The organism is Rhizobium sp. PRIMUS64 (genome assembly GCF_023006465.1).
Lineage (GTDB): Bacteria > Pseudomonadota > Alphaproteobacteria > Rhizobiales > Rhizobiaceae > Rhizobium > Rhizobium leguminosarum.
This window is the reverse complement of sequence record NZ_JALBGX010000074.1, coordinates 1-25,136: the sequence shown is the minus strand read 5'-3', so window position 1 is coordinate 25,136 and position 25,136 is coordinate 1. Positions and strand designations below refer to the sequence as shown.

At 60.4% G+C, this 25,136-nt stretch carries 28 protein-coding genes; 8 read left to right on the top strand and 20 right to left on the bottom strand.

The genetic code is table 11. The annotated features are described in order from the left end of the window. Positions 1-79 precede the first annotated feature (79 nt). A complete protein-coding gene (locus MOV76_RS24875) occupies positions 80-580 on the bottom strand; it encodes a hypothetical protein (protein WP_247265498.1) in 501 nt (166 codons plus the stop codon). Between the two features lie 258 nt (positions 581-838). On the opposite strand from MOV76_RS24875, the gene MOV76_RS24870 reads away from it, so the two are divergent. Beyond that, on the top strand, positions 839-1,360 hold the full coding sequence (locus tag MOV76_RS24870; RefSeq protein ID WP_130759535.1) for a tetratricopeptide repeat protein: 522 nt from the start codon (positions 839-841) through the stop codon (positions 1,358-1,360). 118 nt (positions 1,361-1,478) lie between these two features. Here the strand turns inward: MOV76_RS24870 and MOV76_RS24865 are convergent, their stop codons facing one another. The 14 genes from MOV76_RS24865 to MOV76_RS24800 all read right to left on the bottom strand — a co-directional run bounded on the left by MOV76_RS24865 (position 1,479) and on the right by MOV76_RS24800 (position 14,381). Then, a complete protein-coding gene (locus tag MOV76_RS24865; RefSeq protein ID WP_130759534.1) occupies positions 1,479-2,039 on the bottom strand; it encodes a hypothetical protein in 561 nt (186 codons plus the stop codon). 80 nt (positions 2,040-2,119) lie between these two features. Beyond that, positions 2,120-3,424 (bottom strand): AAA family ATPase, encoded by a 1,305-nt coding sequence (locus MOV76_RS24860; protein ID WP_247265497.1) that lies wholly within the window; start codon positions 3,422-3,424, stop codon positions 2,120-2,122. Between the two features lie 15 nt (positions 3,425-3,439). Beyond that, a complete protein-coding gene (locus tag MOV76_RS24855) occupies positions 3,440-4,384 on the bottom strand; it encodes a type II secretion system F family protein (RefSeq protein WP_113543783.1) in 945 nt (314 codons plus the stop codon). Between the two features lie 7 nt (positions 4,385-4,391). Further along, entirely contained in the window at positions 4,392-5,345 is a 954-nt protein-coding gene (locus tag MOV76_RS24850; RefSeq protein WP_113543782.1) for a type II secretion system F family protein, read from the bottom strand. Then, positions 5,342-6,790, bottom strand: coding sequence for a CpaF family protein (locus tag MOV76_RS24845; RefSeq protein WP_113543781.1), 1,449 nt, complete (start codon positions 6,788-6,790; stop codon positions 5,342-5,344). The genes MOV76_RS24850 and MOV76_RS24845 overlap by 4 nt, the downstream gene beginning before the upstream one ends. A gap of 19 nt (positions 6,791-6,809) precedes the next feature. Continuing rightward, complete coding sequence (locus MOV76_RS24840) at positions 6,810-7,382, bottom strand: L,D-transpeptidase (protein ID WP_113543780.1); 573 nt, start codon at positions 7,380-7,382, stop codon at positions 6,810-6,812. Next, entirely contained in the window at positions 7,379-8,521 is a 1,143-nt protein-coding gene (locus MOV76_RS24835; protein WP_113543779.1) for a pilus assembly protein, read from the bottom strand. The genes MOV76_RS24840 and MOV76_RS24835 overlap by 4 nt, the downstream gene beginning before the upstream one ends. 28 nt (positions 8,522-8,549) lie before the next feature. Continuing rightward, entirely contained in the window at positions 8,550-9,173 is a 624-nt protein-coding gene (locus MOV76_RS24830) for a TadE/TadG family type IV pilus assembly protein (RefSeq protein WP_047621478.1), read from the bottom strand. Beyond that, complete coding sequence (locus MOV76_RS24825) at positions 9,167-9,646, bottom strand: TadE/TadG family type IV pilus assembly protein (protein WP_047621477.1); 480 nt, start codon at positions 9,644-9,646, stop codon at positions 9,167-9,169. Before MOV76_RS24825 ends, MOV76_RS24830 begins: the two co-directional genes overlap by 7 nt. Next, on the bottom strand, positions 9,643-11,244 hold the full coding sequence (locus tag MOV76_RS24820) for a TadE/TadG family type IV pilus assembly protein (protein ID WP_047621476.1): 1,602 nt from the start codon (positions 11,242-11,244) through the stop codon (positions 9,643-9,645). Before MOV76_RS24820 ends, MOV76_RS24825 begins: the two co-directional genes overlap by 4 nt. A 93-nt stretch (positions 11,245-11,337) precedes the next feature. Continuing rightward, positions 11,338-11,643: a hypothetical protein gene (locus MOV76_RS24815; RefSeq protein ID WP_047621631.1), complete on the bottom strand. Its 306-nt coding sequence runs from the start codon at positions 11,641-11,643 to the stop codon at positions 11,338-11,340. Further along, positions 11,627-13,114: a type II and III secretion system protein family protein gene (locus MOV76_RS24810; RefSeq protein ID WP_047621475.1), complete on the bottom strand. Its 1,488-nt coding sequence runs from the start codon at positions 13,112-13,114 to the stop codon at positions 11,627-11,629. Before MOV76_RS24810 ends, MOV76_RS24815 begins: the two co-directional genes overlap by 17 nt. A gap of 55 nt (positions 13,115-13,169) precedes the next feature. Continuing rightward, positions 13,170-14,087, bottom strand: coding sequence for a Flp pilus assembly protein CpaB (gene cpaB / locus MOV76_RS24805; protein ID WP_047621474.1), 918 nt, complete (start codon positions 14,085-14,087; stop codon positions 13,170-13,172). 99 nt (positions 14,088-14,186) lie between these two features. After that, complete coding sequence (locus MOV76_RS24800) at positions 14,187-14,381, bottom strand: Flp family type IVb pilin (RefSeq protein ID WP_113543776.1); 195 nt, start codon at positions 14,379-14,381, stop codon at positions 14,187-14,189. A 258-nt stretch (positions 14,382-14,639) separates the two neighbouring features. Between MOV76_RS24800 and MOV76_RS24795 the strand changes: the two genes are divergently transcribed. Genes MOV76_RS24795 through MOV76_RS24785 form a run of 3 tightly spaced genes read left to right on the top strand, consistent with a single transcriptional unit; the run spans position 14,640 to position 16,788 of the window. After that, a complete protein-coding gene (locus tag MOV76_RS24795) occupies positions 14,640-15,170 on the top strand; it encodes a prepilin peptidase (RefSeq protein ID WP_247265501.1) in 531 nt (176 codons plus the stop codon). Between the two features lie 38 nt (positions 15,171-15,208). Further along, positions 15,209-15,379: a hypothetical protein gene (locus tag MOV76_RS24790; RefSeq protein WP_247265496.1), complete on the top strand. Its 171-nt coding sequence runs from the start codon at positions 15,209-15,211 to the stop codon at positions 15,377-15,379. A 56-nt stretch (positions 15,380-15,435) separates the two neighbouring features. Then, positions 15,436-16,788, top strand: a complete 1,353-nt coding sequence (locus MOV76_RS24785) for a glutamine synthetase family protein (protein ID WP_247265500.1) — start codon at positions 15,436-15,438, stop codon at positions 16,786-16,788. Between the two features lie 19 nt (positions 16,789-16,807). On the opposite strand, the gene MOV76_RS24780 is transcribed toward MOV76_RS24785, so the two are convergent. Then, positions 16,808-17,752, bottom strand: a complete 945-nt coding sequence (locus tag MOV76_RS24780; RefSeq protein WP_047621471.1) for a diacylglycerol kinase family protein — start codon at positions 17,750-17,752, stop codon at positions 16,808-16,810. A gap of 302 nt (positions 17,753-18,054) precedes the next feature. Here MOV76_RS24780 and MOV76_RS24775 point away from each other — a divergent pair, with 302 nt between their 5' ends. Then, positions 18,055-19,299, top strand: coding sequence for an MFS transporter (locus MOV76_RS24775; protein ID WP_247265495.1), 1,245 nt, complete (start codon positions 18,055-18,057; stop codon positions 19,297-19,299). Here the strand turns inward: MOV76_RS24775 and MOV76_RS24770 are convergent. Further along, complete coding sequence (locus MOV76_RS24770) at positions 19,222-19,662, bottom strand: helix-turn-helix domain-containing protein (protein WP_247265494.1); 441 nt, start codon at positions 19,660-19,662, stop codon at positions 19,222-19,224. The two genes, MOV76_RS24775 and MOV76_RS24770, sit on opposite strands and share 78 nt — an antisense overlap. 103 nt (positions 19,663-19,765) lie before the next feature. On the opposite strand from MOV76_RS24770, the gene MOV76_RS24765 reads away from it, so the two are divergent. Both MOV76_RS24765 and mgtE read left to right on the top strand, forming a co-directional pair. Beyond that, positions 19,766-20,779, top strand: coding sequence for a zinc-binding alcohol dehydrogenase family protein (locus tag MOV76_RS24765; protein ID WP_210067173.1), 1,014 nt, complete (start codon positions 19,766-19,768; stop codon positions 20,777-20,779). Positions 20,780-21,084: 305 nt separating this feature from the next. Further along, entirely contained in the window at positions 21,085-22,458 is a 1,374-nt protein-coding gene (gene mgtE, locus MOV76_RS24760) for a magnesium transporter (protein ID WP_018447336.1), read from the top strand. A gap of 23 nt (positions 22,459-22,481) precedes the next feature. Here mgtE and MOV76_RS24755 read toward each other — a convergent pair whose 3' ends face one another. Continuing rightward, positions 22,482-23,003, bottom strand: coding sequence for an Lrp/AsnC family transcriptional regulator (locus tag MOV76_RS24755; RefSeq protein ID WP_026230818.1), 522 nt, complete (start codon positions 23,001-23,003; stop codon positions 22,482-22,484). Positions 23,004-23,099: 96 nt separating this feature from the next. On the opposite strand from MOV76_RS24755, the gene MOV76_RS24750 reads away from it, so the two are divergent. Then, on the top strand, positions 23,100-24,005 hold the full coding sequence (locus MOV76_RS24750) for a DMT family transporter (RefSeq protein WP_018447334.1): 906 nt from the start codon (positions 23,100-23,102) through the stop codon (positions 24,003-24,005). A 97-nt stretch (positions 24,006-24,102) separates the two neighbouring features. Here the strand turns inward: MOV76_RS24750 and MOV76_RS24745 are convergent, their stop codons facing one another. Continuing rightward, positions 24,103-24,717: a L,D-transpeptidase gene (locus MOV76_RS24745; RefSeq protein ID WP_017990864.1), complete on the bottom strand. Its 615-nt coding sequence runs from the start codon at positions 24,715-24,717 to the stop codon at positions 24,103-24,105. A gap of 136 nt (positions 24,718-24,853) precedes the next feature. Next, positions 24,854-25,136: 4Fe-4S dicluster domain-containing protein (locus MOV76_RS24740; RefSeq protein WP_247265493.1), on the bottom strand; the 283-nt coding region annotated here is incomplete at its 5' end.

Here is a 25,136-nt window from a genome sequence, read left to right as displayed (position 1 = left end):
CGAGCCGGTCCTGCCTGCGCTGCCGCAACTCGAGGTGCGTCTTGCCGCGCCTCCGGCGGGGCGGTTCAACCCTTTTCTATCACGCCGATATTGCACGCTTGATGACTGTTAAATGGCTGCAGATGCAGGCCAAAAACACGGATATGAAAAGGAAGGTCCCAAGCGGTTGGGATAGCGGCAGGAACGACCAGTCGCCCCGTTGAAATTGAGGCAGCGCAAACTCCGAAAGGCCGGCTTGCGCAACGGCTCCCCGCACCATGGTTAGACCGGTCGCGATCAGCGCGATATGGGCATGGATGAATCCTGACCGGCGGTGTCTTTGCGGCTGCATGGCCACTCGAATCCCGAAAATCGATGCCAGCATCAACAGGACCGTGGCGCTCCAAATTCCAACGCCGGGTATCGCCAAAAGCAGATAGATGGGCTCGCGCATGACCGGAAGTATGGTCATATGCAGCCACCAGGCGGAGGCACTTGAGGGGTGGCTTTCCAAGAGCGGTATGCTGAGAACGAAGATCGATGCAATCGCGTAAGCCAGCGATGGCCCAACTCGCATCAGCGTGAAAATAGCGATCCGCATACCGCGTTCCATCCTTTGACCTGACGAGCAGGATAGGCGACGTTGATTGATTTCTACTCAAGGAGCCACGCGGCAGATGATGCCTACTTCAGATAGCAGGCGTTTTATCACACCTGTCGCATTCCGGCGAAGACCGCACTGTCGCTTTTTTGCGACTATTTGCTCAAATTCTTGAGTTGTTAGGTTTTTTTTACGATGATTTCCGGTGAACACATCCGAGTCTCAGGTAAGAATGTCTGATGGGAGATCAAATTGCCAATGTTGCAGATCAGAGCCGGAACCAAATGCATTGCGTTTTTGATAGCGACTGGAGCGATTTTAGCTGGTTGCCAGTCATCCAGCGTTGATGGTCTGGCTGCTTATGGCGATAGTGCAAAGACCCTCGAGGATGACTCAGCCGTCGCCTTCTATAAGAACGACGAGTTGATAACCACCGGCAAACTGCAATTTCAGGAAAAGAACTACGGAAAATCTTACGCCATTTACAAGCGAGCAGTTGACGTTTTTCCGCAGGATCCGGCCGCGTGGCTGGGCTTAGCAGCATCCGCTGACATGGTTGCCCGCTTCGACACGTCCGACCGCGCCTACCAGCAACTCTCGCGAATGATCGGCAACACCCCGGTCTACTACAACAATATCGGATATTCTCACCTTTTACGCGGTGACTTGCGCACTGCCAGACGGTATTTCCTGAAAGCCTATGAGCTTGATCCCGGAAACGAAGTCACTGCCCGTAATCTCGAATTGATGAAGAACAGCGTAAATTACGCTCAGCGGTGATGGGCCCTGCAGCGATCGGCAATCTGGGTCGAGATGAGATTGCCCTTGCGCATTGCGAGCATCGGCGCCCCCTGGCAGCATCCTCCGATTGATTTGGAGATTTCGGCGAACGCGGTGTTTACCGGGCCTTCCGAAGGATGAGCTGGCCTTCCGGCGAGAGTGTGCGCTCGTAACGCGGCAGGTCACTGACGGCAATGCCCCCGGCTTCGAGGGACGCAAGGCTGCTATCCGAAGCTTGAGCTTCCGCCGGCACGGCACGGGGTGCGAAAAATTGTGCTGGCTCCTTGCCGGGTGCGCTAAGGACCAAAGCTGAACCCATCCGAAGACCACTTGTGTCGTTTCGCCGTTCGTTCATCATAGTCTTTTGCAGCTCATCCATCCCCTGGCGGATAAGTGCGACTTCGTCAGCCTTGGCATTATCCGCGATGTTGCGCGACTGCTTTTCCATCTGTCCCCTCAGACCATCGATGGACCTCTTAAGCGCGGCGATGGTCTCGCGGCTCTCGCGAACATCGGCTGAGTTTTTGGCGGTATAGACGAGAACGCCAGCATTCACAGGCAAGAGCATCAGCAGCAAACCGACGAATAGCGAGCTTTTTGAGCCCCGCTGCTCTATCACTCGCAAATTGCTTGGTATTGCGCGGTCTGCTTCGACCTCAATGCCCGGAATGCTAGTCATTCGTTTACTCCCCGTAAGTCATCAAATCTGTGTTGGACACATTGTCCAGGAACACGCCGTGTCCAGTGACAAGCCCGCAATCATTCCGACGTAAATACACCTTCCCACGCCCGTTCGAGCATATCGAGCGAAGCGTTTCCTGCTATCCCGTTGAACTCGCAGTAAGAACCGACGAAATCCAGAAGATATTTCGGATGATAGCAAGACGCCAGCACATCGCCTTTGTACTTGCGATCATAGAACAGGCTCAGGTCTGGATCAGAGACAGCCAATCCGGCGTCGCTGGCATAGGATTTGAAAATTCTGATATATTCGTCGCGCGACGGGGTGTTCACAAAGATCTTATACTTGAGTCGCCGCAAGCCCGCCTCGTCGGAAAGGTCCTTCGGAGCGATATTCGTCGAAAATACTACCAGTTCGTCAAAGGGAACCCTGAACTTCTTGCCGGTGTGCAGCGTCAGGAAGTCATATCCGCGCTCGAGCGGCACAATCCAGCGATTGATGAGCGCCTGCGGCGCCACTTGTTGGCGCCCGAAGTCGTCGATGATGAAAACGCCGCCTGATGCCTTCAAGTGTATGGGCGCTTCATAGACATTCGGTCCTTCGTTGAAAGTGAGGTCGAGCTGATCGAGGGTCAATTCCCCGCCCGTCTTGATCACCGGACGGCGGCATTCGATCCATCGTTGATCGGCTTTCGGATGGGATTCCGTGTCAACCTCCGATACGGGGTGATGCACTGCTTCGTCATAGAAACTGATGACATGGCCGCCGACCTCGATGGCATAGGGCACCCAGATTGTTTGGCGGAACAGTTGCGACGTCCGCTCGGCGATGCTCGTCTTTCCGTTGCCGGGTGGTCCGTAAAGCAGGATAGAGCGACCGGAGTTGATGGCCGGGCCGAGCTTTTCGACCAAGGCGTCCGAGAGCACGAGCCCGTCAAGGCTGTCGTTCAGCCGCTCCGGGGTCACGCGCTCGTAATGGATGGACTGCAAAGCTACCTGCCGGCAGAACGCGTCCAGCGACACCGGCGCCGGCCCGACATATTGGCATTGACGCGACGCCGCGTGGGCATATTCGAACCCCTTCATGGAAAGCGCATATCGAATATCGGATCTCACATCCTCACCAGCCAAGCCGCGAGCCTCGAGGTATGCGAGTTTCACGAGCTCCTTGATCAGGATATTGACGATCACTTTCGGCAATTTCATGCGGTCAGCCAGATGAGATGCCGTGGTTGTATCCTGCTCGGCCGCGCATTTTGACGCCAGCCGAAGCAGGAACGACGGATCCAGTCCGGCTTGTTCTATGCTTGCCGGTGCCATTGGCATACGCGGATCGAGGGAAATGATGGCATCCTTACGATTCTGTTCGAGCGAATACTGCATACGACCTCGCTTGGCTCAACCGCCGGGTTTCATGCCGATGAGAAGACTGACGACACGGATAACAATGGGAACGAGAACTATGATGAGGCTTACCGGAAATAGAAACGCGCCGAGCGGCAGCAGCATCTTGACCGGAAGGGCGTTTGCCTTTTCCTCGGCGCGAACAATACGGAGGTCGCGCATTTCCTTGCAGTAGACCCGCAGCGTCTGCGTTACGCTGGTCCCGAGCTCTTCCGATTGGCGAAACAGAACGGAAAGGGCCCGGGCTTCGTCAATCCTCAGGCGGATAGCGAGGTTCGCGAGCGCCTCGCGCAATCGCCGGCCGCCCCGCACTTCCAGCATCATGATCGAGAGATGCAGGCCGAAGTCCTGCTGCTTGGCAACGAATTCCCGGGCAACACGGTTCGCCGCCGCCTCGATGCTCATGCCCGCATCGAGGCAGACGATCAGCATATCCATGAAATCGGGAAAGAGGCGGCGGTACTCCCTCTCCTTGGCGGCACCACGCCGGTCGATATAGATGTTGACCAGAATGAAGGTCATGCCCGCAGCAAACATGGCAACGATCAGCGTCGCCATCCGCGACATGTCCGGCGCGACCCGGTTTAAAACCCAGACCGCCGCGACCAGCACGCTGATACAGACCATCGCGCGAACCACCTGGAAGGCGGTCACGGCGCCGGCAGCGAAATACCCCGCCCGGATCAGCCGGTTCTGGGTGGAGTTCACATTCGTGTCACGTCGAGTAATCTCGAAATAGCGACGGATCAGGCGGTTTTCCGCCTCGCCGAGATCGGCAATCGTCGTATCGCCAAGCTGGAACTCCTCGCCTGATGCCGCCGAGCTCTTCGACACCCGAACCGAGACCTCGCGCTGTCGAAAAAACAATTCCGATGCAGCTGCAGAAAATATCAGCACTGCAAAGAAGACGATGAGGTAAATTCCATACTCACTCGACATGACCGCCTCAGTACTCGAAGTTGACCATCTTGTAGAGAATGACATTCCCGATCGCCATGACGGCCAGCAGCGCGCTCACCACGACGGTTCCGTGGCCGCTATCCCAGAGGGGATCGAAGTAGGTCGGCGACAACGCCTTGATCATCGCGTAGAGCAGAAACGGATAGACCGACATGAAGATCGCCGTGATGCGTCCTTCCGAGGAAATCGCCTTGACCTTTGCCTTCAGCATCGTCCGGTCTCGCAGCGTCTTCGAAAGGTTCTGCAAGATCTCCACGAGGTTTCCGCCGGTTCCGGCCTGTACGCTCAGCGATATCGCAAGCAGGTTCAGATCCTCGACGCCGACCCGGTCCGCCAAGTTGACAAGGGCATCGTCCAGCGTCACGCCGTAGGTGAGTTCATCCGAGAGGAGGCCGAACTCGGTGCCGATCGGATCAGGCATCTCGCGTGCCACCAAAGAAATCGCCGCCGGCAGCGGGTGGCCGGCGGCCAAGCTGCGATTGGCGACATCGAGCGCTTCAGGAAGCTTAAGTTCGAATTTTCTCATGCGGCGCGCCCGGGCGCGCCAGACGACGAGTGCAGGGATGAGGAGGCCGATCAAGAGAAAGACGGGGATCCTAAACAAAGTGCTCGGCACGAGGAACCGAACGGCCAGCCACGTCAAAAGGGCGCCCGCGATCGCGAAGAGAGCAAATCGCCTGGCATCGAACTTGATTCCCGACTGGGCGTAAAACTGCAGCAGCCGCTGCATGATGGGGGTTTGCCGCCAACTGTCGCCGGCACCGCGCTCCTTCAGCATATCGCTATAGGTCTTACGATGATCATCGCTGACCTCGAGCAAGCTCAGCCGATGGTTCACGGCGCGGTGTCGTTCGGAGCTCTTGAAGTAGCCGCGCATGATCGCTTCGACAGCAACCAGGGCGGCGGTGAAAACGGCCGCATAAAGGAGAGTCAGGGTCATTGGACAGGTCCCGTTTGCAGCGGTTTGCCGGGATCAAAAATCGTCAAAGGGATCTCGATCCCGAGTTCGGCAAATTCCTCGACGAACCGCGGGCGGATGCCGGTGGCGCGGAATTCTCCATGAATCCGCCCGCCTTCATCGGTGCCGATTTTCTTAAATTTCATAATCTCCTGCATCTGCACGACTTCGCCCTCCATGCCGGTGATCTCGGAAATCGAGACGACCTTGCGGCTGCCGTCGCTCAGGCGCTGGACCTGCACAATCATGGTGATGGCGGACGAGATCTGCGAGCGAATGCTCAACTGCGACATCGGCATCCCTGCCATGCCGACCATCTGCTCAAGCCGGCCGACGGCGTCGCGCGGCGTGTTGGCGTGAATGGTCGTCATCGACCCCTCGTGACCGGTATTCATCGCCTGCAGCATGTCGAACGCCTCGTCGCCGCGTACTTCGCCGACGATGATGCGGTCGGGACGCATGCGCAGGGCGTTCTTCAAAAGCTCGCGTTGCCGGATCTCGTTGCGGCCGTCGAGCGTCGGCGGTCGGGTTTCCAAACGCCCCACATGTGGCTGCTGCAGTTGAAGCTCGGCCGCATCCTCGATGGTGATCAGGCGCTCCCTTGGAGAAATCTGCGACGAGAGGGCGTTCAGCAAGGTGGTCTTGCCAGAACCGGTGCCGCCTGAAATGACCATGGACACCTTTCCCTTGACCGCGGCGCTGAGAAGGATGCGCATCGCATCAGCCATAGCGCCATATTGCACGAGGCGCTCCATTGTCAGCGGCTTACGCGTGAATTTGCGAATGGAAACGAGCGGTCCATCGACAGAAATCGGCCTGATGGCGACGTTGACACGCGAGCCATCCTTGAGGCGCGCGTCAACCATCGGCGTTGACTCGTCGACACGGCGGCCAACCGCCGAGACGATCTTGTTGATCACCCGAAGCAGGTGATCCTCGTCTTTGAACCGCACGGCGGTGCTCTCGAGCTTGCCGCTACGCTCGACATAGACGCTGTTGTAGCCGTTGATGAGAATATCTGCGATCGTGTCATCGGCCAGCAGCGGCTCGATCGGTCCCAACCCAAGCATCTCGTCGGTGATATCGCGGATCAGATCATTGATTTCCTTGGCATTCAGCGGAAAGTTGTTACTCCGAATATAGTCCTTGACCAACGGCCGGATCTCGGTGGCGATCTCCTCGTTGTCGAGTGTGTCGAGGATCCCGAGGTTGATGCGATCGAGCAGGAAGCGGTGCAGATTGACCCGCTCGGAAACCATGTCCGGCCCGAACGAAGCCTCTTCGCCACTCGCTGTGGCGCTGTCAGAGGCCGGCTGGGCAGGTATGTTCTCAACTGCGCCGACCAAAGACAGTTCGGCCGCATCCAGATGTTCCCGGCTTTCCGGCTCCCGCTGCTTGTAGAAACGCCCCATGATACCGTTCGCCATGTTTCCCGCCCCTGAACTATTACTTTACAATGACCGTGGAGCCGACTTTCACCCTCTCATAGAGATCGATGACGTCGGCATTGCTCATGCGAAAACAGCCCGATGACGCGAAACCGCCGACCGTCGACTGCTCGTTCGTTCCATGAATGCGGTAGAGCGTGTCGGTCCCGCCCTTGTAGAGATAGATCCCGCGAGCACCCAATGGATTAAGCGGTCCGGCAGGTACCAGGTCCGGAAGTCCGGCTGAGCGCGCCTTCATCTCGGCAGGCGGGCGCCAGTCAGGCCACTCTGCCTTGCGTCCAACCTTGACGGTACCGCTCCAGCGAAATCCGTCTCGTCCGACTCCGATTTTGTAACGGATCGCGCGTCCTTCGGAGATGACGAGATCCAGCGTACGATTGCCGCTGACGATGACGATTGTCCCAGCCGCATAGCTTTTTTCGATCGTCACCACGGCGCTTGTCGTCGGCCCAAGGCTTCGCGGCACAAGCCCGCCTGCCGCAGCGTTTCCGACAGCGGCCAGAATTGCCAAAACCGCAAGACCGACATCGGCGGCGCGGGACCTTATGCGCCCACTGTCGATCGCCGTCATCGCACCAGTGCTCCAAGTTTGCCGACCGCGCCGCAGAAGCGCGCCCGGGAATTCACTTGAAATGGCAGCACGCCGCGGTTGACTGCCTCGCTCAGAGTATCCCAGTCATCCGCAATGACATGCGTCGGGATCTCCTTGAAGATCTTCTCCGTTTGTTGTCGGCGCAGGCCGAGGCCGAAAAGCTTGCTGCGGTATTTGTTGATGACGATGAATATCTGATCCGAGCTGCCGCGCAGCCGTACCAGATTGGCAAACAAATCCTTGGCTTGAGAAAGCGCAGGGACCGTCATTTCGGTGACGATGCAGATGCTGTTGACCGAGCTGAGCACCTCGTATTTCCACGGCGTGTCATAATAGGGAATGTCGATGATCGTGTGGTCGCTCTCGAAGGCGGCCACGTCGAGCATACGCAGCACGAGTTCCCGGCCCTTGGGTGCCAGAAGGACTGCTGGCTGCTTGAAGGACAGCAGTGAAAAGCCGCCCGAATGACGCTTTCGAACCAGATCGATGAATTCCAGATCGACCCGGGAAGGATTGGCGATGACTGGTTTTAAGTCGTAGTCGTTGACGAGGTTGAGATAATAGCCAAGCATCCCGGAGCAAAAATCCGTGTCGAACAAGTCAACCCGCGGCGTCGAGTTCTTGGTCGGCTGGGCCAGCGCATGCGCAAGCGACGAAGCGATCATGCTGGCGCCCGCGCCACCGACGGCTGAGACCACGGCATGCACCCGGCTGTCGCTGGCCCCAGTGCCTGGCGCATGGGTCGAAATCATGTCGATCAGTGCGCGGCGCTCGAGCGGCTTCTTCAGCCAGTCATTGCCGTTCAGGCGGAAGAGCAGCCGCAGCATGTCGTCCGGCAGCTCTTCGGAAACGACGACGAGCGGAATGTCCCGATAGGTGGTGCGAAACGCGAAGAGCTCCGGCTGGTGCAGCAATTTCCCGTTGTCGACGTCGAGAACGATCAGGTCGAACTGCGTCGGATCGAACCGGCCCTTTTCTCCGAGCGCCTTCAGCGAGAGATGGCGGACATCGTAACGCGAAAGCGACCCGAACGTATCGAGCATGAAGCTCGCTGCAGCCGCGTCGTCGGAGAGAACCAGGATCTTGGTGGATGCGGCAATGTTCATGTGAGCTGTCATTTCGCTTTCCTACGCATAATTTAAGGAGTCAGCAGGTTGAGCACGTCTTTAGATCTTCCGTCGTGATCGTCACCGGATGGGCCGGGATGGTGATGTCGTTAAGTCCCAACAGCCCGCCGAGGATCGGCAGATCGAAGGTGATGTTGCGTACCTCCAGCCGCATCGTCAGCACGGGCCCGTCCGGCCGGCCCCAGTAGCCGAGCCCCGATCGCTGGTAGGTGACCATCAGCTTATCCGGCGTGATGCGCCAATTGAGGTCGCAAATGCCGGGGTGAGGATCAGTTCCCGCGTTGCAAAGGCCGTCACTTCCCAGGACGATCCGGTTCAATGCCGCCGTGCAGTTCGCCAGAGCCGGCCCGCAGGTCGAGGATATCGTGGCATCGTTCGGCGCCGCTTTGCCGTTGTTGAGTGGATCGGCAGCTCCGATCGGGAAAACGGCATTGAAATTCGTCGTCACCGGATCGGATACGGCCGCCAGACGGGCACCATATTGCAGTGCCTTGACGGTCTGGTTCCACTGCGACATGGCATAGCCGAACTCGATGAAGGCGGCGAATACCAGCATGACGATCGGAAAGGTCAGCAATGCTTCGACAAGGCTGGCACCACTGCTATCCTGCCAGAAGGTCTTGATCGCCCTAGAGGTCACCATCCGATGTATCTCTCTTCATGGAATGAGCTGATCGTGATGGCGTCGATTCCGAGAAAGCCGAACACCGGCGAGGTCTCGTAGAGATGAGCAGTTGAGATGGTGATGTTCCCGTCTGCATCGGGTGCAGTGATGGTAATGTCGGCAGCGTCCTTCCAGCCGGGGACACGGGGTTTAGCGTTTGCCGCAGGTGTTTGCGTTCCGTAAAAGGCGATCGTCTTCGCAGTCGCCTGATTGCATGTCGGCACATAGGTTCCCGACACCGGCCGGCATCGCGAGAGGTAGCGCCCCGCATCGCGCAAGCCTGCGTCGATCTGCATACGCTCCCAGAAGATGCTGCCAAACTCCAGTATCCCCGCCGCAAAGAGCGTCACAAAGGGGATGGCGAGCAGCGCTTCGGCAAGCACCGCGCCTTCCTCCCGCCGCCAGAAGCCGGGGCAAAGCCGATGCCTGATAAAGTTGCGGAGCGCCATCATCTGACCAGCTCCGCTTCTTCCCGGAGGAAATCTTCGAGTGTGCCCCGTCCACCCTTGCCGCTGATGTCGATCACTTCGAGCGACAGATAGCGTTCGCTGCCGGCCTTGATCGCCGGTTTGGTCATGAACATGCGGGCGAAGGCAACCGCCTGCGTCTGCTTCTGACCGTTCAGATGGCCGATCGATGCTTCGTAGCCGCAATTGACGATCGCGGCGAAGATCTCACGACGATCGCCATACTCGTCCGCCGTGTAGTTCGAAAGGGAAGGTCCCGAATAGCACTGGCCGCCGCCTGTCGTCGGATTGCCGACCTCGCCGTTCGCCGAGGCATGGTTGAGTAGCGCCGGGGTGTTGAGTTCGTAACGATAGACATCGTAGGCGGAGGGCCGGCTCGGTGTTCCGGTGGCTGTCGGCGGATAGCTGGAATGATTGCTGAGAATGGCGCTGACCGACGGCGGCGTCCCGCCCTGTGCGACGCTCCAGTAGTTTGCGTAGTTCCAATTGTTGCTGCTGCTGATCTTGCCGCCGCCAAGCGTGCTCATGGCTGAACCGTAGCCCAACGGCACCGCCTTGGTGACATCACCGACCGCGCTGCCGACCATTGCCGGGTCGTAATCCTTGCAGCCATTCTGTCCCGTTTGCTTTTGTGCGGAGCGCACGTTCTGGGCCGGGCGATAGCGGCCGTCATTGCGCGAGCCCTTGAACGACCCCTCATAAATGCCGAAGCGCGTATTGACGCCAGCCTCCACAGGCCCGGCGACGGCACCCGTCTTGGTATCCAGGCTGTCCTGCGTATAGCAGGCTCCCGGATTGCCGGTGGCGAGAGCCTCCGCCAGCACGTTTGCGCCATTGCCCAGCGGTGTCCGCAGGAACCCGAAATTACCAGGCCCGGGATTGGACGAAGACGTGCTGTTCATTTCGATCTGCCGGCCGTAGAGATTGCCGGCCGCGAAGTTGGTGTGGAGATCCGCCGCCGCCTGTTCGTTGGCGGCCGGGCTCGTATTGCCGGCCGGCTCGTAGGGATTGCAGATGAAGAGCGGCGTGATGTCACAGGCGCTGGCATGGTATACGGCCACAGCATCGGCAGCGATGTTGATCGTATTGCGGGTGAAGCCAACGGGGATCGGAAAGATCGTCTGCATCGCCTGCGGCTTGGCGATGACCCAGGCGTAGGACGCTTCGCTGGCCGTGGTCGTTTGCATCGAAGACGGGATGGGCGTGTCGTCGTTGGCCGGGATGCTCTTCAGAAAAAGCACGGTGACAGTGCTTCCGGCATCGTTGCCGGCGTGGTAGGCCACGGTAATATGCGAGCCAAGCGACATGCCGGCCCCGCCCCCGGAAAAAGCCGCGCTATTGGCGATTTTCTCGATCGACGTCTGCGCCCTCGAAATGGCATCATCGCGGCCATCGAGTTCGCGGGCTCCGGCCAACGCCATCGCATCGACCGCGTTCTGGAGATCGGTATGCAGGTTGCTGCTGCGGCCGACGTCGATGATCAGCAGCGAAAAGCCGAGAAGCATAGGCATGGCGATGAGCGTCAAGGCGATAACATAGCCACGATGATCGTTCCAGAACCGTCTGACAACCCTGCTCAGCATTGGCATACCCCCATCACGGCGCTATCGCCGTGACGACCCTGTTTCGTGCATTTTCCCTTCCGGCGCGCTACCGCCGTTCATGCCTTTCGCCAGCTATTGGCTAACGGTGGCCACACTGGACGCCCCATTAGCCCCCATGGCCGGCGACGGCGGAACAACGCCCATCCCGCCGTTCTGGTACTGCGTGACCACCCTGCGGATCACCTTGCCGTCGCTTGCGATTCGGGTTCGCTGGGCTTCCGGCGGGAACGGGTCCTCGATATGGATGGCCTTGTTTGCTTCCACAGCATTCCCGAGCCCGAAGGTGATCGAGTCGCGATGGTTCATGTAGTCGGCGCAACCGGAAGCAAGGCCGGCGGCTGCAAGGACGAAAAGGACGCGCTTAGCGTTTTGTAACAACAACTTGGCCTCCCTGGTTCAGGTCGAGACGATGGCCATAGGGCCCAGTCACGCCGACGCCATTGCGAAAGCGTCGGAGCATGTCCTTGTCGACTTCCAAGACACCGAGCGCGAAAAGTTCGACGTCATTGGACGAGCGCGTCTGATCGAGCGGACTGTAGAGGTCCTCACCCGGGCGGGCCGGTCGCACAATGTGCGGGGTGACGACGATAACGAGGTCGGATTCCTTCTTCTGGAAACTCGTCGAACGGAACAGTGCGCCGAGGATCGGTATCTTCCCGAGGCCCGGCAGTTGCTGGATATCTTTGGCATTGATCGACTGCAGCAGGCCCGCCATGGCAAAGCTCTGGCCGTCACGAAGCGCTACCGTCGTGCTGGCAGCGCGTGAGATGAAACCCGGATTGCCGTTGACGCTGATCGACGGATCAAGCTCGGAAACCTCAGGCTCGATCTCCAGATTGATGACGCCGTCGTCAAGCACCACCGGCTTGAAGGTCAGCCGCACACCAAAGGGGCGATAGTCCGTCTCGGTGGCGACTGTCGTGCCGTTGTTCGTCGTCTTCAGGATCGGCACTTCACCGCCGGCATGGAAGCTGGCGGTCGAGCCGCTCATGGCGATAAGGTTCGGCTGAGCCAGACGACGCACCAATCCCTTCTGCTCGAGCGCATTGATGACCACGTCGATGCGGCCGCCGGAGATTTCCAGCACCTTGGCGATCAACTGGCCGAAGGGCAGCATACCCGTTGCCGCACCCTTGGGGTCAAGGAGGCTACGGGCCAGGCTGCCGTCATCATTCACGGTGATACCCTGGCTGGTCGTTGCCTTGCCGATACCGTTGTTGCCGTGCCCGGACCAACCGATCCCGAGGTCACGACCCGTCGTGCGTGAGGCTTCAATGATACGGACCTCCAGCATCACCTGCTGGCTGTCGCTGACGCGCAACTGGTTCAGCACCGGTTGGTCGGAATAGGACTGGGCGACTTCCATCACCCGCTGCAATTCAACGCCGTCACGGACCATGCCTGTCAGGCGAATGCGATTGTTGGAGTTGACCACGGTAACCCGGGCCGAGGGCGCGGCAGAGCGAATGGCGGCGGCGACTTCGGTGAAATCGCTGGCAACGCGGATGTCGATGACACCGAGAAGCGACTTGTCGTCGCCATAGACCGAGATATTGGTGGCGCCGATCTGCTTGCCGCGAATGAACAGCGACCGGTCGGAGAGCGGCACCACGTCGATCATATCGGCGCTGCCGATAACGAGATCGCCGAAGGGCTGGCCGGTATTGAGCGTCAGCGTCGCGTTCGGAGGCAACGTCACACGCTGGACCGATTTGCCGAGCGTGACCGACTTTTCCTGTGCGTTGGCGCAGCCGGCAAATCCGGGCCCTAAACACACACAGGCCGAAAACACTGCCGCCAGTGCCGCAAGGCTTTTCGTCCTTGCGATTCGTCTCTTACCGTTCGCCATGCCTGCTTTAGCCCCCTCCTTCGGCTGGCCGCACCTGCGGCAGGCCGCATAAACATCACTGGACCAGACCGACTCGGTGCTCCTCGCGCTTCGTCGTGTTCCAGACCCCCACTGTCACCCATTTAGGCTCGACCGACAACACCGGCTCAACCTTTGGCTCCACAATCTGCACTTGTTTTTCAGGTTCTGGCAACTTATTCTTTTCCAGATCATTGCCGAGCTCCGCCGCCATCGCCCCGCCACCGAGGTCGGCGACGGTGATCTGCCTGGTTTGCTCGATGGAGGAAGAGGCAATATTGCGAAGCGCCAGCGACAGCGTGCCGATACTGGAGCCGAGGGTAAGGCGCTGCGCCTCATCGGTCGTGACCTCAAAGGTAACGGTTTTCACGACGGATGGCTCGTCCTTGCGCTCGTCTGCCGTCTGGTCCACCGCCAGCACCTTGACGCCTTGCAGCAGCACATCAACCAAGCTCTGATCGTTGCCCGCCGGCCCGCGCACGACCCGTGTCAGAAGCACGTCGACGCGATCGGAAGGCCTGACGAAGCCGGCAACGCCGAGCACGTCGTTGACGCGGATGGAAACCGCCTTCATGCCCTGGTCGAGCGCCGCCGACAGCGTGGCGCGTTCGCCGGCACCAGTGATTTTCGAGGATAGCACCGGCTCGCCGGGGTCGATCGCCGCCATGGCATAGCGCGGCTGGGCATCGCTGCCAACGACCGCCTCGATGCTGACGAACGAGCCTGCGGGTGTTTCATTCGAGGGCCACGGAATGGCCCTGAGATTTTCGGATCGGATCCGGTCACCGAAGCGCATTGGCTTGTCGGCGACAACGAGTGTTCTTTCCTCGGCCTTCATGCCGTTCATCGCCAGCAGCAGGGCCTTCTGATCGGAGAGATACTCGCGCATGCCGAAAACGGCTGCCGCTGCGAGCACAAACGCAATAACGAGACTTAAAATCGTTGAGGAACGCATCGCGGTTACTCGCTACACTGGACGGAGCGCATCCATTCATTGATGCTAATTTAGGAGAGAGGGGTTAACAAAAACCCCTCGCTTCTTCGAACGCCGATATCAGGCTGGGACAGCAAGCTCAGCCGTGAACCACCCTGCCCATGCCGTCCAAACGGCAGCCAGATTGGTGCCGGCCAATGTCACCGCCGTGATCACGCCACCAACCAGCAAGGCAAGCAGAATGAGGTATTCAGTGAGTGCGACGCCGTCTTCTTCCCGCGCGAAAGCGCGTACGCTATTTACAAAGGCTTTCATCGAGAATTTCCTCCCAGATAAGTTGTGCGCCGTATTCCCCCCGGCCGCCCTGTCGTCGAGACCACCTCTTCGACTGGGACCATTAATAATCTCTTAACTCTAATTTAGTCAATCGTTTTATACGCAAGCTCTCGACATCTATACTTTATGGTTAAGACCAAAGTCCCGGTGCCCATTCGTAAAAACCGACTCAGTCGTCTGGATTTACTGTAGAGCAACTTGCAAATCAGGCTATAATAGCCCAAAAGGGTGAATACCATGCCGCAAATGATCGATGTTATTAGTTCGCTTTCGGTATTTCTTTTTCTCTACGCCGCCTGGACCGATTTCCGCACATGGAAGATCCCCAACACGATCGTGCTCGCGCTCGTTGCACTTTATGCATTGCGCACGGTCGCCGTGATCCTTGGCTCACTGGATGTCGGCGCTGCGCTGTTTGCTTCGAGCGGAATTGGCGGCGACGTCGGAGCCGGTCTGCTGATGTTCATGCTTGGGGTGGCGCTCTGGGCGTTCCGGCTGTTTGGCGCAGGAGACGCCAAGCTTTTCCTGCCGATCGGCCTTTTTATCGGATGGCACGGAATGCTGCCGTTTTCGTTTTTGCTCCTCGTGCTCGGCGTCGTGACGCTCCTGGTCCTGCGGCTGCCGGTGCCGCTGCCCGTCGCACATCTCGCCTTTTTCATGCGCGTCGAGGAAATCCGGGCGAGCCGGAAGGTACCTTATGGTGTCGTCATGGTTTTCGCCGCGCTCCTCACCTTGGCTTTGCCCATTATCCGACAGCAGCTACGTTGACCCGGCATCGACATAGCTGCTTTCTCGCAAGAGCCCCATTGCCAAAGCAGGATGTTGCGCGCCTTGCGGATGCGGTCGATCTCTGGCCAATGGGCATTCAGCTTCCTGATGTCCGCGAAGGGATGCAGATGGTGCGCGGCGTCGATCGCGGCAAGGTTGGAGGGGGGGCAAGTGTCGGGCATGACTGGGAAAAGAGCCCCGCGGATTGAAAGGCCTCTATCGATGGGATAGGAGCTTGGCCTTGCCCCGGAGGATTTTCAAGGTCATGGCGAGCGACAGGATGAACGGCAAGACCGATGGCGGCGACCCGCGTTTCGAGGTCCTGATCGTCGGCATGAACGGCGACCTGCGCGGCAAGCAGCTTCCGCTCGACGCACAAGGTAAGGTCTGGGCCGGCGAGATCCGCCTGCCGACGTCGACGCAATCGCTCGACATCTGGGGCGACGACAATGACGACATCACCGGCCTGTCGCTGACGATCGGCGATCCCGACGGCATGGTCGTTGCCGACCGGCGCAGCCTGGCGCCGATGCCCTGGGCGCCGGAGGGCTCGATGCAGGTGCTCGCCACCATGCACGAATTCGACGGCAGCCCGAGCTTCATGGATCCGCGCGCCATCCTCGCCGCAGTGCTGGAGCGCTATGCCACGCGCGGCCTCACGCCTGTTGTGGCAACCGAGCTGGAATTCTACGTGATGTCGGGAGACTGGCGCGAGACCGGACGCCCTTCCCCGCCCGAAAGTCTTACTTATCGCGGCGAACCAAACGGTTTCCAGCTCTACGACATGAGCGCTGTCGATGCGCTCGACGGCTATCTCAGGACGCTGAGGGCCTATGCGAGCGCACAGGGGCTGCCGGCGGATGCGACGACGGCGGAATTCGGTCCGGGCCAGTTTGAGGTCAACCTGCTGCACCGCGCCGACGCGCTGGCAGCCGCCGATGATTGCCTCTATCTCAAGCGCATCGCCGAACAGGCGGCGCGCCGCCACGGGTTGAAATCGACCTGCATGGCCAAGCCCTATTCCGACCATGCCGGCTCCGGCCTGCATGTGCATGCGAGCATCATCGACCGGCAAGGCCGCAACATCCTCGACGCCAAGGGCGGCGAGCCGAAGCGGCTCAAATCGGTGACAGCGGGCCTACTTAACACCATGCGCGAGGCGCAACTGATCTTCGCTCCCTTCGCCAATTCCTACCGACGCTTCCAGCCGGGCTCGTTTGCGCCTGTCGATCTGACCTGGGGCAGCGGTCATCGCGGCACGGCGATCCGCATACCCGACAAGGATGGGCCGGCCGCACGCATCGAACACCGCGTCGCCGGCGCCGATGCCAATCCCTATCTGCTGCTCGCCGCAATCCTTGGCGGCATGCTCACCGGTCTCGATGGCGAACTCGACCCCGGCGAAGAGACGACGCCCTCGCACACGCCGGTGAATTCGACGCGACTGACGCATGATTTCCTCAGCGCCGTCGAGACCTTCCGCACCTCGCCTTTCATCGCCGATATCTTCGGCCCACGTTACCAGGCGCTCTATGGCGACACCAAGCGCAAGGAAGCGCTTGCGCATCTGCGCACCGTTTCGGATTTCGACTACCGCACTTATCTGCCGCGGTTCTGAAGCCTCTGTCGCGGCCGAGTTACGCAGCAGGCTCGCGGCGTTCGCTGGCGTCCACCTGGGCGGCTAGACCCTGCTTGACGAGAACCTTCAATTCGCCTGGATGCAGCCGGATCGAGACGTCGCGTTGGAGCGGCAGCAACTCGCCGTCCATGACGCAATTGGCCTTGAAGCGCAGTTTGGGGAAATGCAGGTGCACTTCGGCCGGGTGCAGTACCATGACATCGGCATTCTCGCGGACCTTGCCGCGCAGCATGTCGACGGCGAGTCGGGCGACACCCAGAGGCTTCAGCGGATTTGCCGTGTAGAAGCCGAGTTCGCCGCTTGTCAAATTATCGGCGTAGAGCAGCGCATTCTCACCGAAGGGATTGTTGGAGACCGAGATCGCCGACACCCTGCGGCGCTCCCGCATGCCGGCCGCCTCGAACTCGACCTCGAATTCCGGCGGGTTGAAGATAACACCCAAAGCCGCCTTCGTGCTTGCCCGGATCTTGCCCAGCCGGGAACGATAGCTGTAGGCGTTGCGGTAACGCACCATGCGGGCATGCAGGCCGGCGGAAAACTGGTGGATGAAGGGACGGCCGTTGGCGCTGGCGATATCGACATTGTCGACCTCGCCGGAAGCAAGCACATCAAGCGCCTGCCAGATATCGAGCGGCACCCGCAGCGAGCGGGCAAAGAGGTTCATCGTGCCGGCGGGCACGACGCCGAGCGCAATTCCGTTTTTCCAGGCGATCGATGCCGCTGCCGAAATCGTGCCGTCGCCGCCGCCGGCGACGATACCGTCGATATCATCGCGCTTGGCCGCCCGCTCCATGGCGGGAATGATTTCCTTTCCTGAGAAGACGATGGCGTCGAAATCGTGTCCCGCTTCGCGGAAAGCCGCTTCCGCCCTCTTCTCATAGGCCAGCATGTCGGTGGTCTTGAAGGTACCGCCGTCGCGATTGAAAAAGCCTACAAGCTTCATGAGAGCTCCCGTCTCTGGCGCGGAAAATGCTCCTGCCTTGCCCTTGAGATGGTTGCAGTATCGGCGATTTCAAGCGCAGCCATCTTTCCGGAGAAAGGACAGAAATGCAAAAATTGCAATAGACGTATGCACATAGCAGGACGCTGCACTGCAAAAAATGCACTCGACGGCGGCCGAGAGGTCACGGATAGATGGCGTATTGGAGACCTCGTCTCCACCTCCCGCCATTTCCCACCGATCGCCTCGCGGCCGCGTCTGCGCCAGGGGCCATTGCCAAGCAGAAACCGCCTCGAGGAGCTCTCGTGAGTGAGATTGCCGCCAATATTTCAGTCGATAGTCGGGACTCCATTGATAGCCAGGATGAAGAGTTGCCGTCGGCAATGACCGTGGCGCTGGTCCAACTGGCGCTGGCCTGCGGCGGCTTCGGCATCGGCACAGGCGAATTCGCGATCATGGGGCTGCTGCCCAATGTCGCCGACACCTTCTCAGTCACGACACCACAAGCCGGCTACGTCATCAGCGCCTATGCGCTCGGCGTCGTCGTCGGCGCACCCGTCATTGCCGTGCTCGCCGCGAAGATGGCGCGCCGCACCCTGCTTTTGACGCTGATGCTGATCTTTGCCGCCGGCAACATATCAAGCGCCATGGCGCCGACCTTCGAAAGCTTCACGCTGCTGCGCTTCGTCAGCGGCCTGCCGCACGGCGCCTATTTCGGCGTCGCTGCCCTTGTCGCCGCCTCGATGGTGCCGGTGCATCGCCGCGCCCGTGCCGTTGGCCGCGTCATGCTCGGCCTGACCGTTGCGACACTTCTCGGCACGCCGTTGACGACATTCTTCGGCCAGTCGCTCGACTGGCAGGTGGCGTTTTTCTCGGTCGGCGTGCTCGGCCTGCTGACGGTGGCGCTGATCTGGTTCTACGTTCCGAGGGACAGGGTTTCCGAGGAAGCTGGCTTCCTGCGCGAACTCGGCGCCTTCCGCCGGCCGCAGGTGTGGCTGACGCTCGGCATCGCCGCCGTCGGTTACGGCGGCATGTTCGCGATGTTCAGCTATATCGCCTCGACGACGACTGAGGTGGCTATGCTGCCGGAAACAGCCGTTCCGATCATGCTGGTCCTTTTCGGCGTCGGCATGAATGCGGGCAATTTCATCGGCTCGTGGCTCGCCGACAAATCGCTGCTCGGCACGATCGGCGGGTCGCTCATCTATAATGTCGTCGTGCTGACCACCTTCTCGCTGACCGCCGCCAACCCCTATATGCTCGGCCTTTGCGTCTTCCTCGTCGGTTGCGGTTTTGCCGCCGGTCCGGCGCTGCAGACGCGGCTGATGGATGTCGCCGCCGATGCGCAGACGTTAGCGGCAGCTTCCAACCATTCCGCCTTCAACATCGCCAATGCGATCGGCGCCTGGCTCGGCGGTCTCGTCATCGCCGCGGGCTACGGTTTTGCGGCGACCGGCTATGTCGGTGCGGTGCTATCCTTTCTCGGCCTCTTCGTCTTTGCAGCCTCGCAACGCCTCGAGCGCCGCGACCGGAGCGCGCAGGCCGTCTGAGGCCAAGCGCAGCTCGCGGCCTTCCGGGCTGCAGAAGACATAATCGTCACCCCAGGCGGCCAACGCCTGGATGACAGGCTTCAGCGTCATGCCGAGCGGCGTCATTGCATATTCCACCCTCGGCGGCACGACCGGATAGACGGTGCGTGATACCAGACCGGACTCTTCCAATTCACGCAGTTGCTTGGTCAGCATGCGCTGGGTCACGGCCGGCAGCTTACGCCGCAATTCATTGAAGCGCAGGGTTCCTTCCATCAGATGAAAGAGGATGACGCCCTTCCACTTCCCGTCGAGGTAAGTCAGCGTCGCTTCGACCGGGCAGCCGGGGAAATTCTTGACGAGCTTGGCGCGCGGCAATGACATTTTACAGTATCCTTTTGGGTACTACGTACAGAATTTGTGCATTCTTGCGTTGTCAGACCATAGTGCGCATCTAGCTTCCGTGCAACGAACACAGGAGTTTCCCATGCGCGCCGTCGCCTATAAAACGCCCCAACCGATCTCCGCCGAGACCTCGCTGATCGATGTCGAGCTGCCGATGCCGGAGGCTAGGGGCCACGATCTGCTCGTCGAAATCAAAGCCGTTTCGGTCAATCCCGTCGACGTGAAGGTGCGCGCCCATTCCGCGCCGCCCGCGGACGAGCTCAAGGTGCTCGGCTGGGATGCCGCCGGCATCGTCAAGGCCATCGGCACTGATGTCACCCTGTTCAGCCCCGGCGACGAGGTGTTCTACTCCGGGGTCATCAGCCGCCCGGGCAGCAATGCCGAATTCCATCTCGTCGACGAGCGTATCGTCGGCACCAAACCGAAGAGCCTCGATTTCGCTGCTGCGGCCGCTCTGCCGCTGACCTCGATTACGGCCTACGAAGCACTGTTCGACCGGCTAAAGGTGCAGGACGCGGTTTCAGGAGCGGGACGCTCCATCCTGATCATCGGCGGCGCTGGCGGCGTCGGCTCGATCGCCATTCAGATCGCCCGAGCATTGACCGATCTGACGGTGATCGCCACGGCCTCGCGGCCGGAGACGCAGGACTGGGTGAGGGAACTCGGCGCGCATCACGTCGTCGACCATTCCAAACCGATCGCGCCGCAGGTGGCAGCGCTCGGCATCGGCGCGCCGGGATTCATATTCTCGACCACCAATACCGACAGCCATATTGGCGACATCGTCGAAGCGATTGCGCCGCAAGGCCGCTTCGCGCTGATCGACGATCCGAAGAGGCTCGACATCGTGCCCTTCAAGCGCAAGGCGGTCTCCGTTCATTGGGAGCTGATGTTCACCCGCCCGCTCTACGGCACGCCTGACATGATCGAGCAGCACAAGCTGCTGAACAGGGTTTCCGAGCTCGTCGACGGCGGAAAGATCCGCACGACGCTTTCGGAGATCGTCGGACCAATCAGTGCGGCAAACCTCAAGACGGCGCATGCCATGATCGAAAGCGGCAGGATGAAGGGCAAGGCTGTGCTTGCAGGATTCTGAGATTCCAGCCAGCAGGCCCGGTATTTCCCGCAAGGTCGTATAAACCCGCCTGGAATGCCGCATCGCAGGGTGCGACATTCTGGCGTTAAGCATTTACCCCGCTTGACTTTTTCCGCGTTCGGGACCACCTAGCACTCACGTGGACGACACTCGTCAGCCACGGATTTCAACGGAGCCATCATAACGATGCCAAGCGACAGTAGCAGTCGATTGCCTTTGCCGTACGCGACCCTCGTGCGCTGACCGACTCCTGTCGGCTCGCCCGATCGGACGCTACGGCGGATCGACGGAAAGGCGAGCCTCAAATGAATATCAATCGCTTCCCTCTTCGGGCAGGCCATGCCGCCCGTGCCTTCATCAACAACAGCCGCGGCGCAACGATCGCCGAACGCGTCGAAGCGTTGAACGCGCTGAGCGTCCAGGACGCCGGGCGTGTTCTATGCGGCATGCCGCTCGACTATGCGGTCAACATTCTCGACCGGCCGGAGCTTCGCAACGCCGCACAGATTCTTGCGCTGATCAGCGCCGAGGACGCCGCACGGCTGTTGCACGGCATGTCCAACGACCGCGTCGCCGACGTGCTGCTTGAACTCGACGGCGAGACTCGCGCCCGGCTGTTCTCCAGCCTCGACGAACCGGTGCGCATCGCGATCCAGCACTTGATGGGCTATCCGCCGCGCACGGCCGGCGGCATCATGACGACGGAGTTCGTCAGCGTGCCTGATAGCTGGACCGTCGCCCGCACACTCGACCATGTGCGCCAGGTCGAACGCTCGCGCGAGACCGTCTACGCCATCTATGTGCTGGACGAGGTCAGCCATGCGCTGCTGCATGTGGTGACGCTGCGTCGCCTCATCACCGGCGAGCCGGACGCTTCGATCCTCTCGGTGGCACAGAAGGGCGCGCCGGTTTCGGCGGATCCGCTGATGAAGCAGGAGGATGTCGCCCGGCTGATCCGCAAGCACGACCTGCTCGCCCTGCCCGTCACCGACGAACATGGGCAGATGCTCGGCATCGTCACCGTCGACGACGTGATCGACACGATGATATCGGACACGACGGAAGCGGCCCAGAGGTTCGGCGGCATGGAGGCGCTCGGCCAGCCCTACATGAAGATCAGCTTCGCTGGCATGATCCGCAAGCGCGCCGGCTGGCTCGCAGCCCTGTTCCTCGGCGAGATGCTGACGGCAAGCGCCATGCAGCATTTCGAAGGCGAGCTGGAAAAGGCCGTGGTGCTGACGTTGTTCATCCCACTGATCATGAGCTCGGGCGGCAATTCCGGTTCACAGGCAACCTCGCTGATCATCCGGGCGCTGGCGCTCGGCGAGCTGAAGCTTTCGGACTGGTGGAAGGTGCTTTTGCGCGAACTGCCGACGGGCGTCGTGCTCGGCGCGATCCTCGGCCTCGTCGGCTTCGTCCGCATCGTCTTCTGGCAGTCGGCCGGGCTCTACGATTACGGCCCGCACTGGCAGATGGTCGCCGTCACGGTGTTTGCCGCCCTGATCGGGATCGTCACCTTCGGCTCGATCTGCGGCTCGATGCTGCCCTTCTTGCTGCAGAAGCTCCGGCTCGATCCGGCCAGCGCCTCGGCCCCCTTCGTCGCCACGCTGGTCGATGTCACCGGGCTCGTCATCTACTTCTCCGTGGCGCTGCTCATCCTCAGCGGGACGCTGCTCTAACCTGCAAGCATGCCCGAGGGGAATTATTTTCCCTCGGGCAGTTTCAGCGGCCCGTGCGTCTTGATGCTGCGGATGGCGAAATTCGAGCGGATGTCGCTGACATTCGGCAAGGTCAACAGCGTTTCGGTCAGAAGCCGTTCGTAGGCGGCGAGATCCTCCACCACCACTTCGGCAAGGAAATCGGCCGTGCCTGAAATCAGGAAGCAGGAGACGATCTCGGGGATGGCGAGCAGAGCCTTCTGCTGCGCCTCGGAATTTTCGCGGCTGTGCTGGACGACCTTGAATTCGACGAAGACGGTGAGGCCGAGACCGACCTCCTTGCGATCGATATCCGCGGTGTAACCGCGGATGATCCCGGAGCGTTCGAGATTGCGGATGCGGCGCAGGCAGGGCGACGGCGAAAGGTTCACCTTCTCGGCGATCTCGACATTGGTGGCCCGCGCATCCTCCTGCAGGCACTTCAGGATGGCGATATCGAATTTATCGAGATTTGGCATTTTCGTGATCCCTGCTGGCATTAATTGGCAGAAGATTGCGCATAGCATGATTTTTGAGCTAGAGATAGCAAGGACATGCCCTGACCTCTGGCGCTAGTCTTCTCTTCAACCGGACAGGCTCCGAATGAAAGAAAGGACAGGACGATGACCACCATTGCTTTCACGAACGACAAGTCGCCGTCGCAGGTACTGGGTTATGCCGGCGGCACTATTACCGTGCTGATCTGGGCGACATGGTTTCTTGTCACCCGCCACAGCGCAGCAACGCCGCTCGGCTCGATCGACATCGGGCTGATCCGCTTCGGAATTCCGGCGCTGGTGCTTTCACCCGTCTGGCTGAAGACGGGGCTGCTGCCGAAGGCCCTGCCACTTCACCTGCTGGCAATCATGGTGTCAGGCTCCGGCGCCGTCTTCTTCCTGCTGACGACGCTGGCAATCCACTCGACGCCGGCCGCCTCCTCAGGGATCCTGCTCGGCGGCTCCATGCCGCTTGCCGCGGCGCTGATCGGCATTATGCTGTTTCGCGAAAGACCCGACAGCACCCGCATCGCTGGGCTCGTTGCGATCGTCGCCGGCGTGCTGATCCTGCTCACGCGCAGCCTTGCGGACGCCTCGCTGCCATGGACGAGCTTCGTGCTGTTGCCGGCCGGCGCCGTTCTCTGGGCAAGCTATACGCATGCCTTCCGCCGCTCGGGCCTGACCGCCGTGCAGGCGAGCGCCTTGATCGCCGTCTGGTCCTTCCTGATCATGGGCGCGCTCGCCCTCATCTTCGGCATCTCGCTGCCACAGGTTCCTCTTCAGGAGATCGGCCTGCAGGTGCTGAGCCAGGGCGTTCTTTCCGGCCTCGTCGCCATGGTCGCCTACGGCACCGCCGTCAGAACACTCGGGGGAACACAGGCCGCCGCCTTCACGGCGCTGACGCCGGTGCTCGCAACGCTTGGCGGCGGCTTGCTGCTTGGCGAAGCCATCGGCATGACGGAAATCAGCGCCGCCGTGATCACCGGCATCGGCGTGGCGCTTTCGACGGGGATTGCGGCACCGCGCCGCTGAAATCCAACACCAACGGCAGATGAAAGCCGCCTGCAGCCATCGCTGCGGCGGCTTTTTCAATGGAGACGGCGTCCTTACCGAGCTTCGAACGGCCAAGTCAGGCCTGGATGACGACGACCCTGGCGCCGACCTCGACGCGGCTATAGAGGTCGATCACGTCGTGGTTCATCATGCGGACACAGCCGCTCGACATGGCCAGACCAATCGATTGCGGCTGGTTGGTGCCATGAATGCGAAAATGGGTGTCGTTGCCGCCGCGAAAGAGATACATGGCCCGCGCACCGAGCGGGTTGTTCGGGCCGCCCGGCATGCCGCCGGCAAGCTTGCGATAGCGCTCTTCACGGCGCTGCATGTTTTCGGTGGGCGTCCAGCTCGGCCACTCGGCCTTGCGGCCGATATAGGCGTTACCTGCAAAGGCCAGCCCCTCGCGACCGACACCGACACCATAACGCATCGCCCTGCCCCCGCCGAGGACGTAATAGGCGCGGCGCGCGGGTGTATCGACGATCACGGTGCCGGCAGCATGGGTGGTTTCGTAGGCCACTTCCTGGCGGCGGAGCTCCGGCTTGATCTTGTCGATCGGCACCTGCTTCAACGGGAATTTTTCGTCCGGAAGTGCAGCATAATTGGTCTGGCTGTTCAGACCGGTCGAAGAGCAGCCGGCCACGAAAAGCGGCAGGGCGATCAGGAAGCCCCGGCGGGAGATCGTCATGAATGTGTCCTTAGTGCGTCAACACGATGTCGCAAGCTAAGGAAATTATGGTTAACGAACGGCTAATAGCCTCCGGCAGGAGGCGATCACGAAGGCGTCAGCACGTGAAAATTGTCGGCCGCGAGGACAAGCCGCCTCACATATTCGGATAGACCGGCCCCTCGCCGCCCTGCGGCGGCACCCAGTTGATGTTCTGGTTGGGGTCCTTGATGTCGCAGGTCTTGCAGTGCACGCAGTTCTGGGCGTTGATGACGAAGACGTCCTTGCCATCCTTCTCCACCCATTCATAAACGCCGGCCGGACAGTAGCGCGTCGACGGGCCGGCATAGATGTCGTGTTCCGAACTCTTCTGCAGCGCCATGTCCTTGACCTGCAGATGCACCGGCTGGTCTTCCTCGTGATTGGTGTTCGACAGGAAC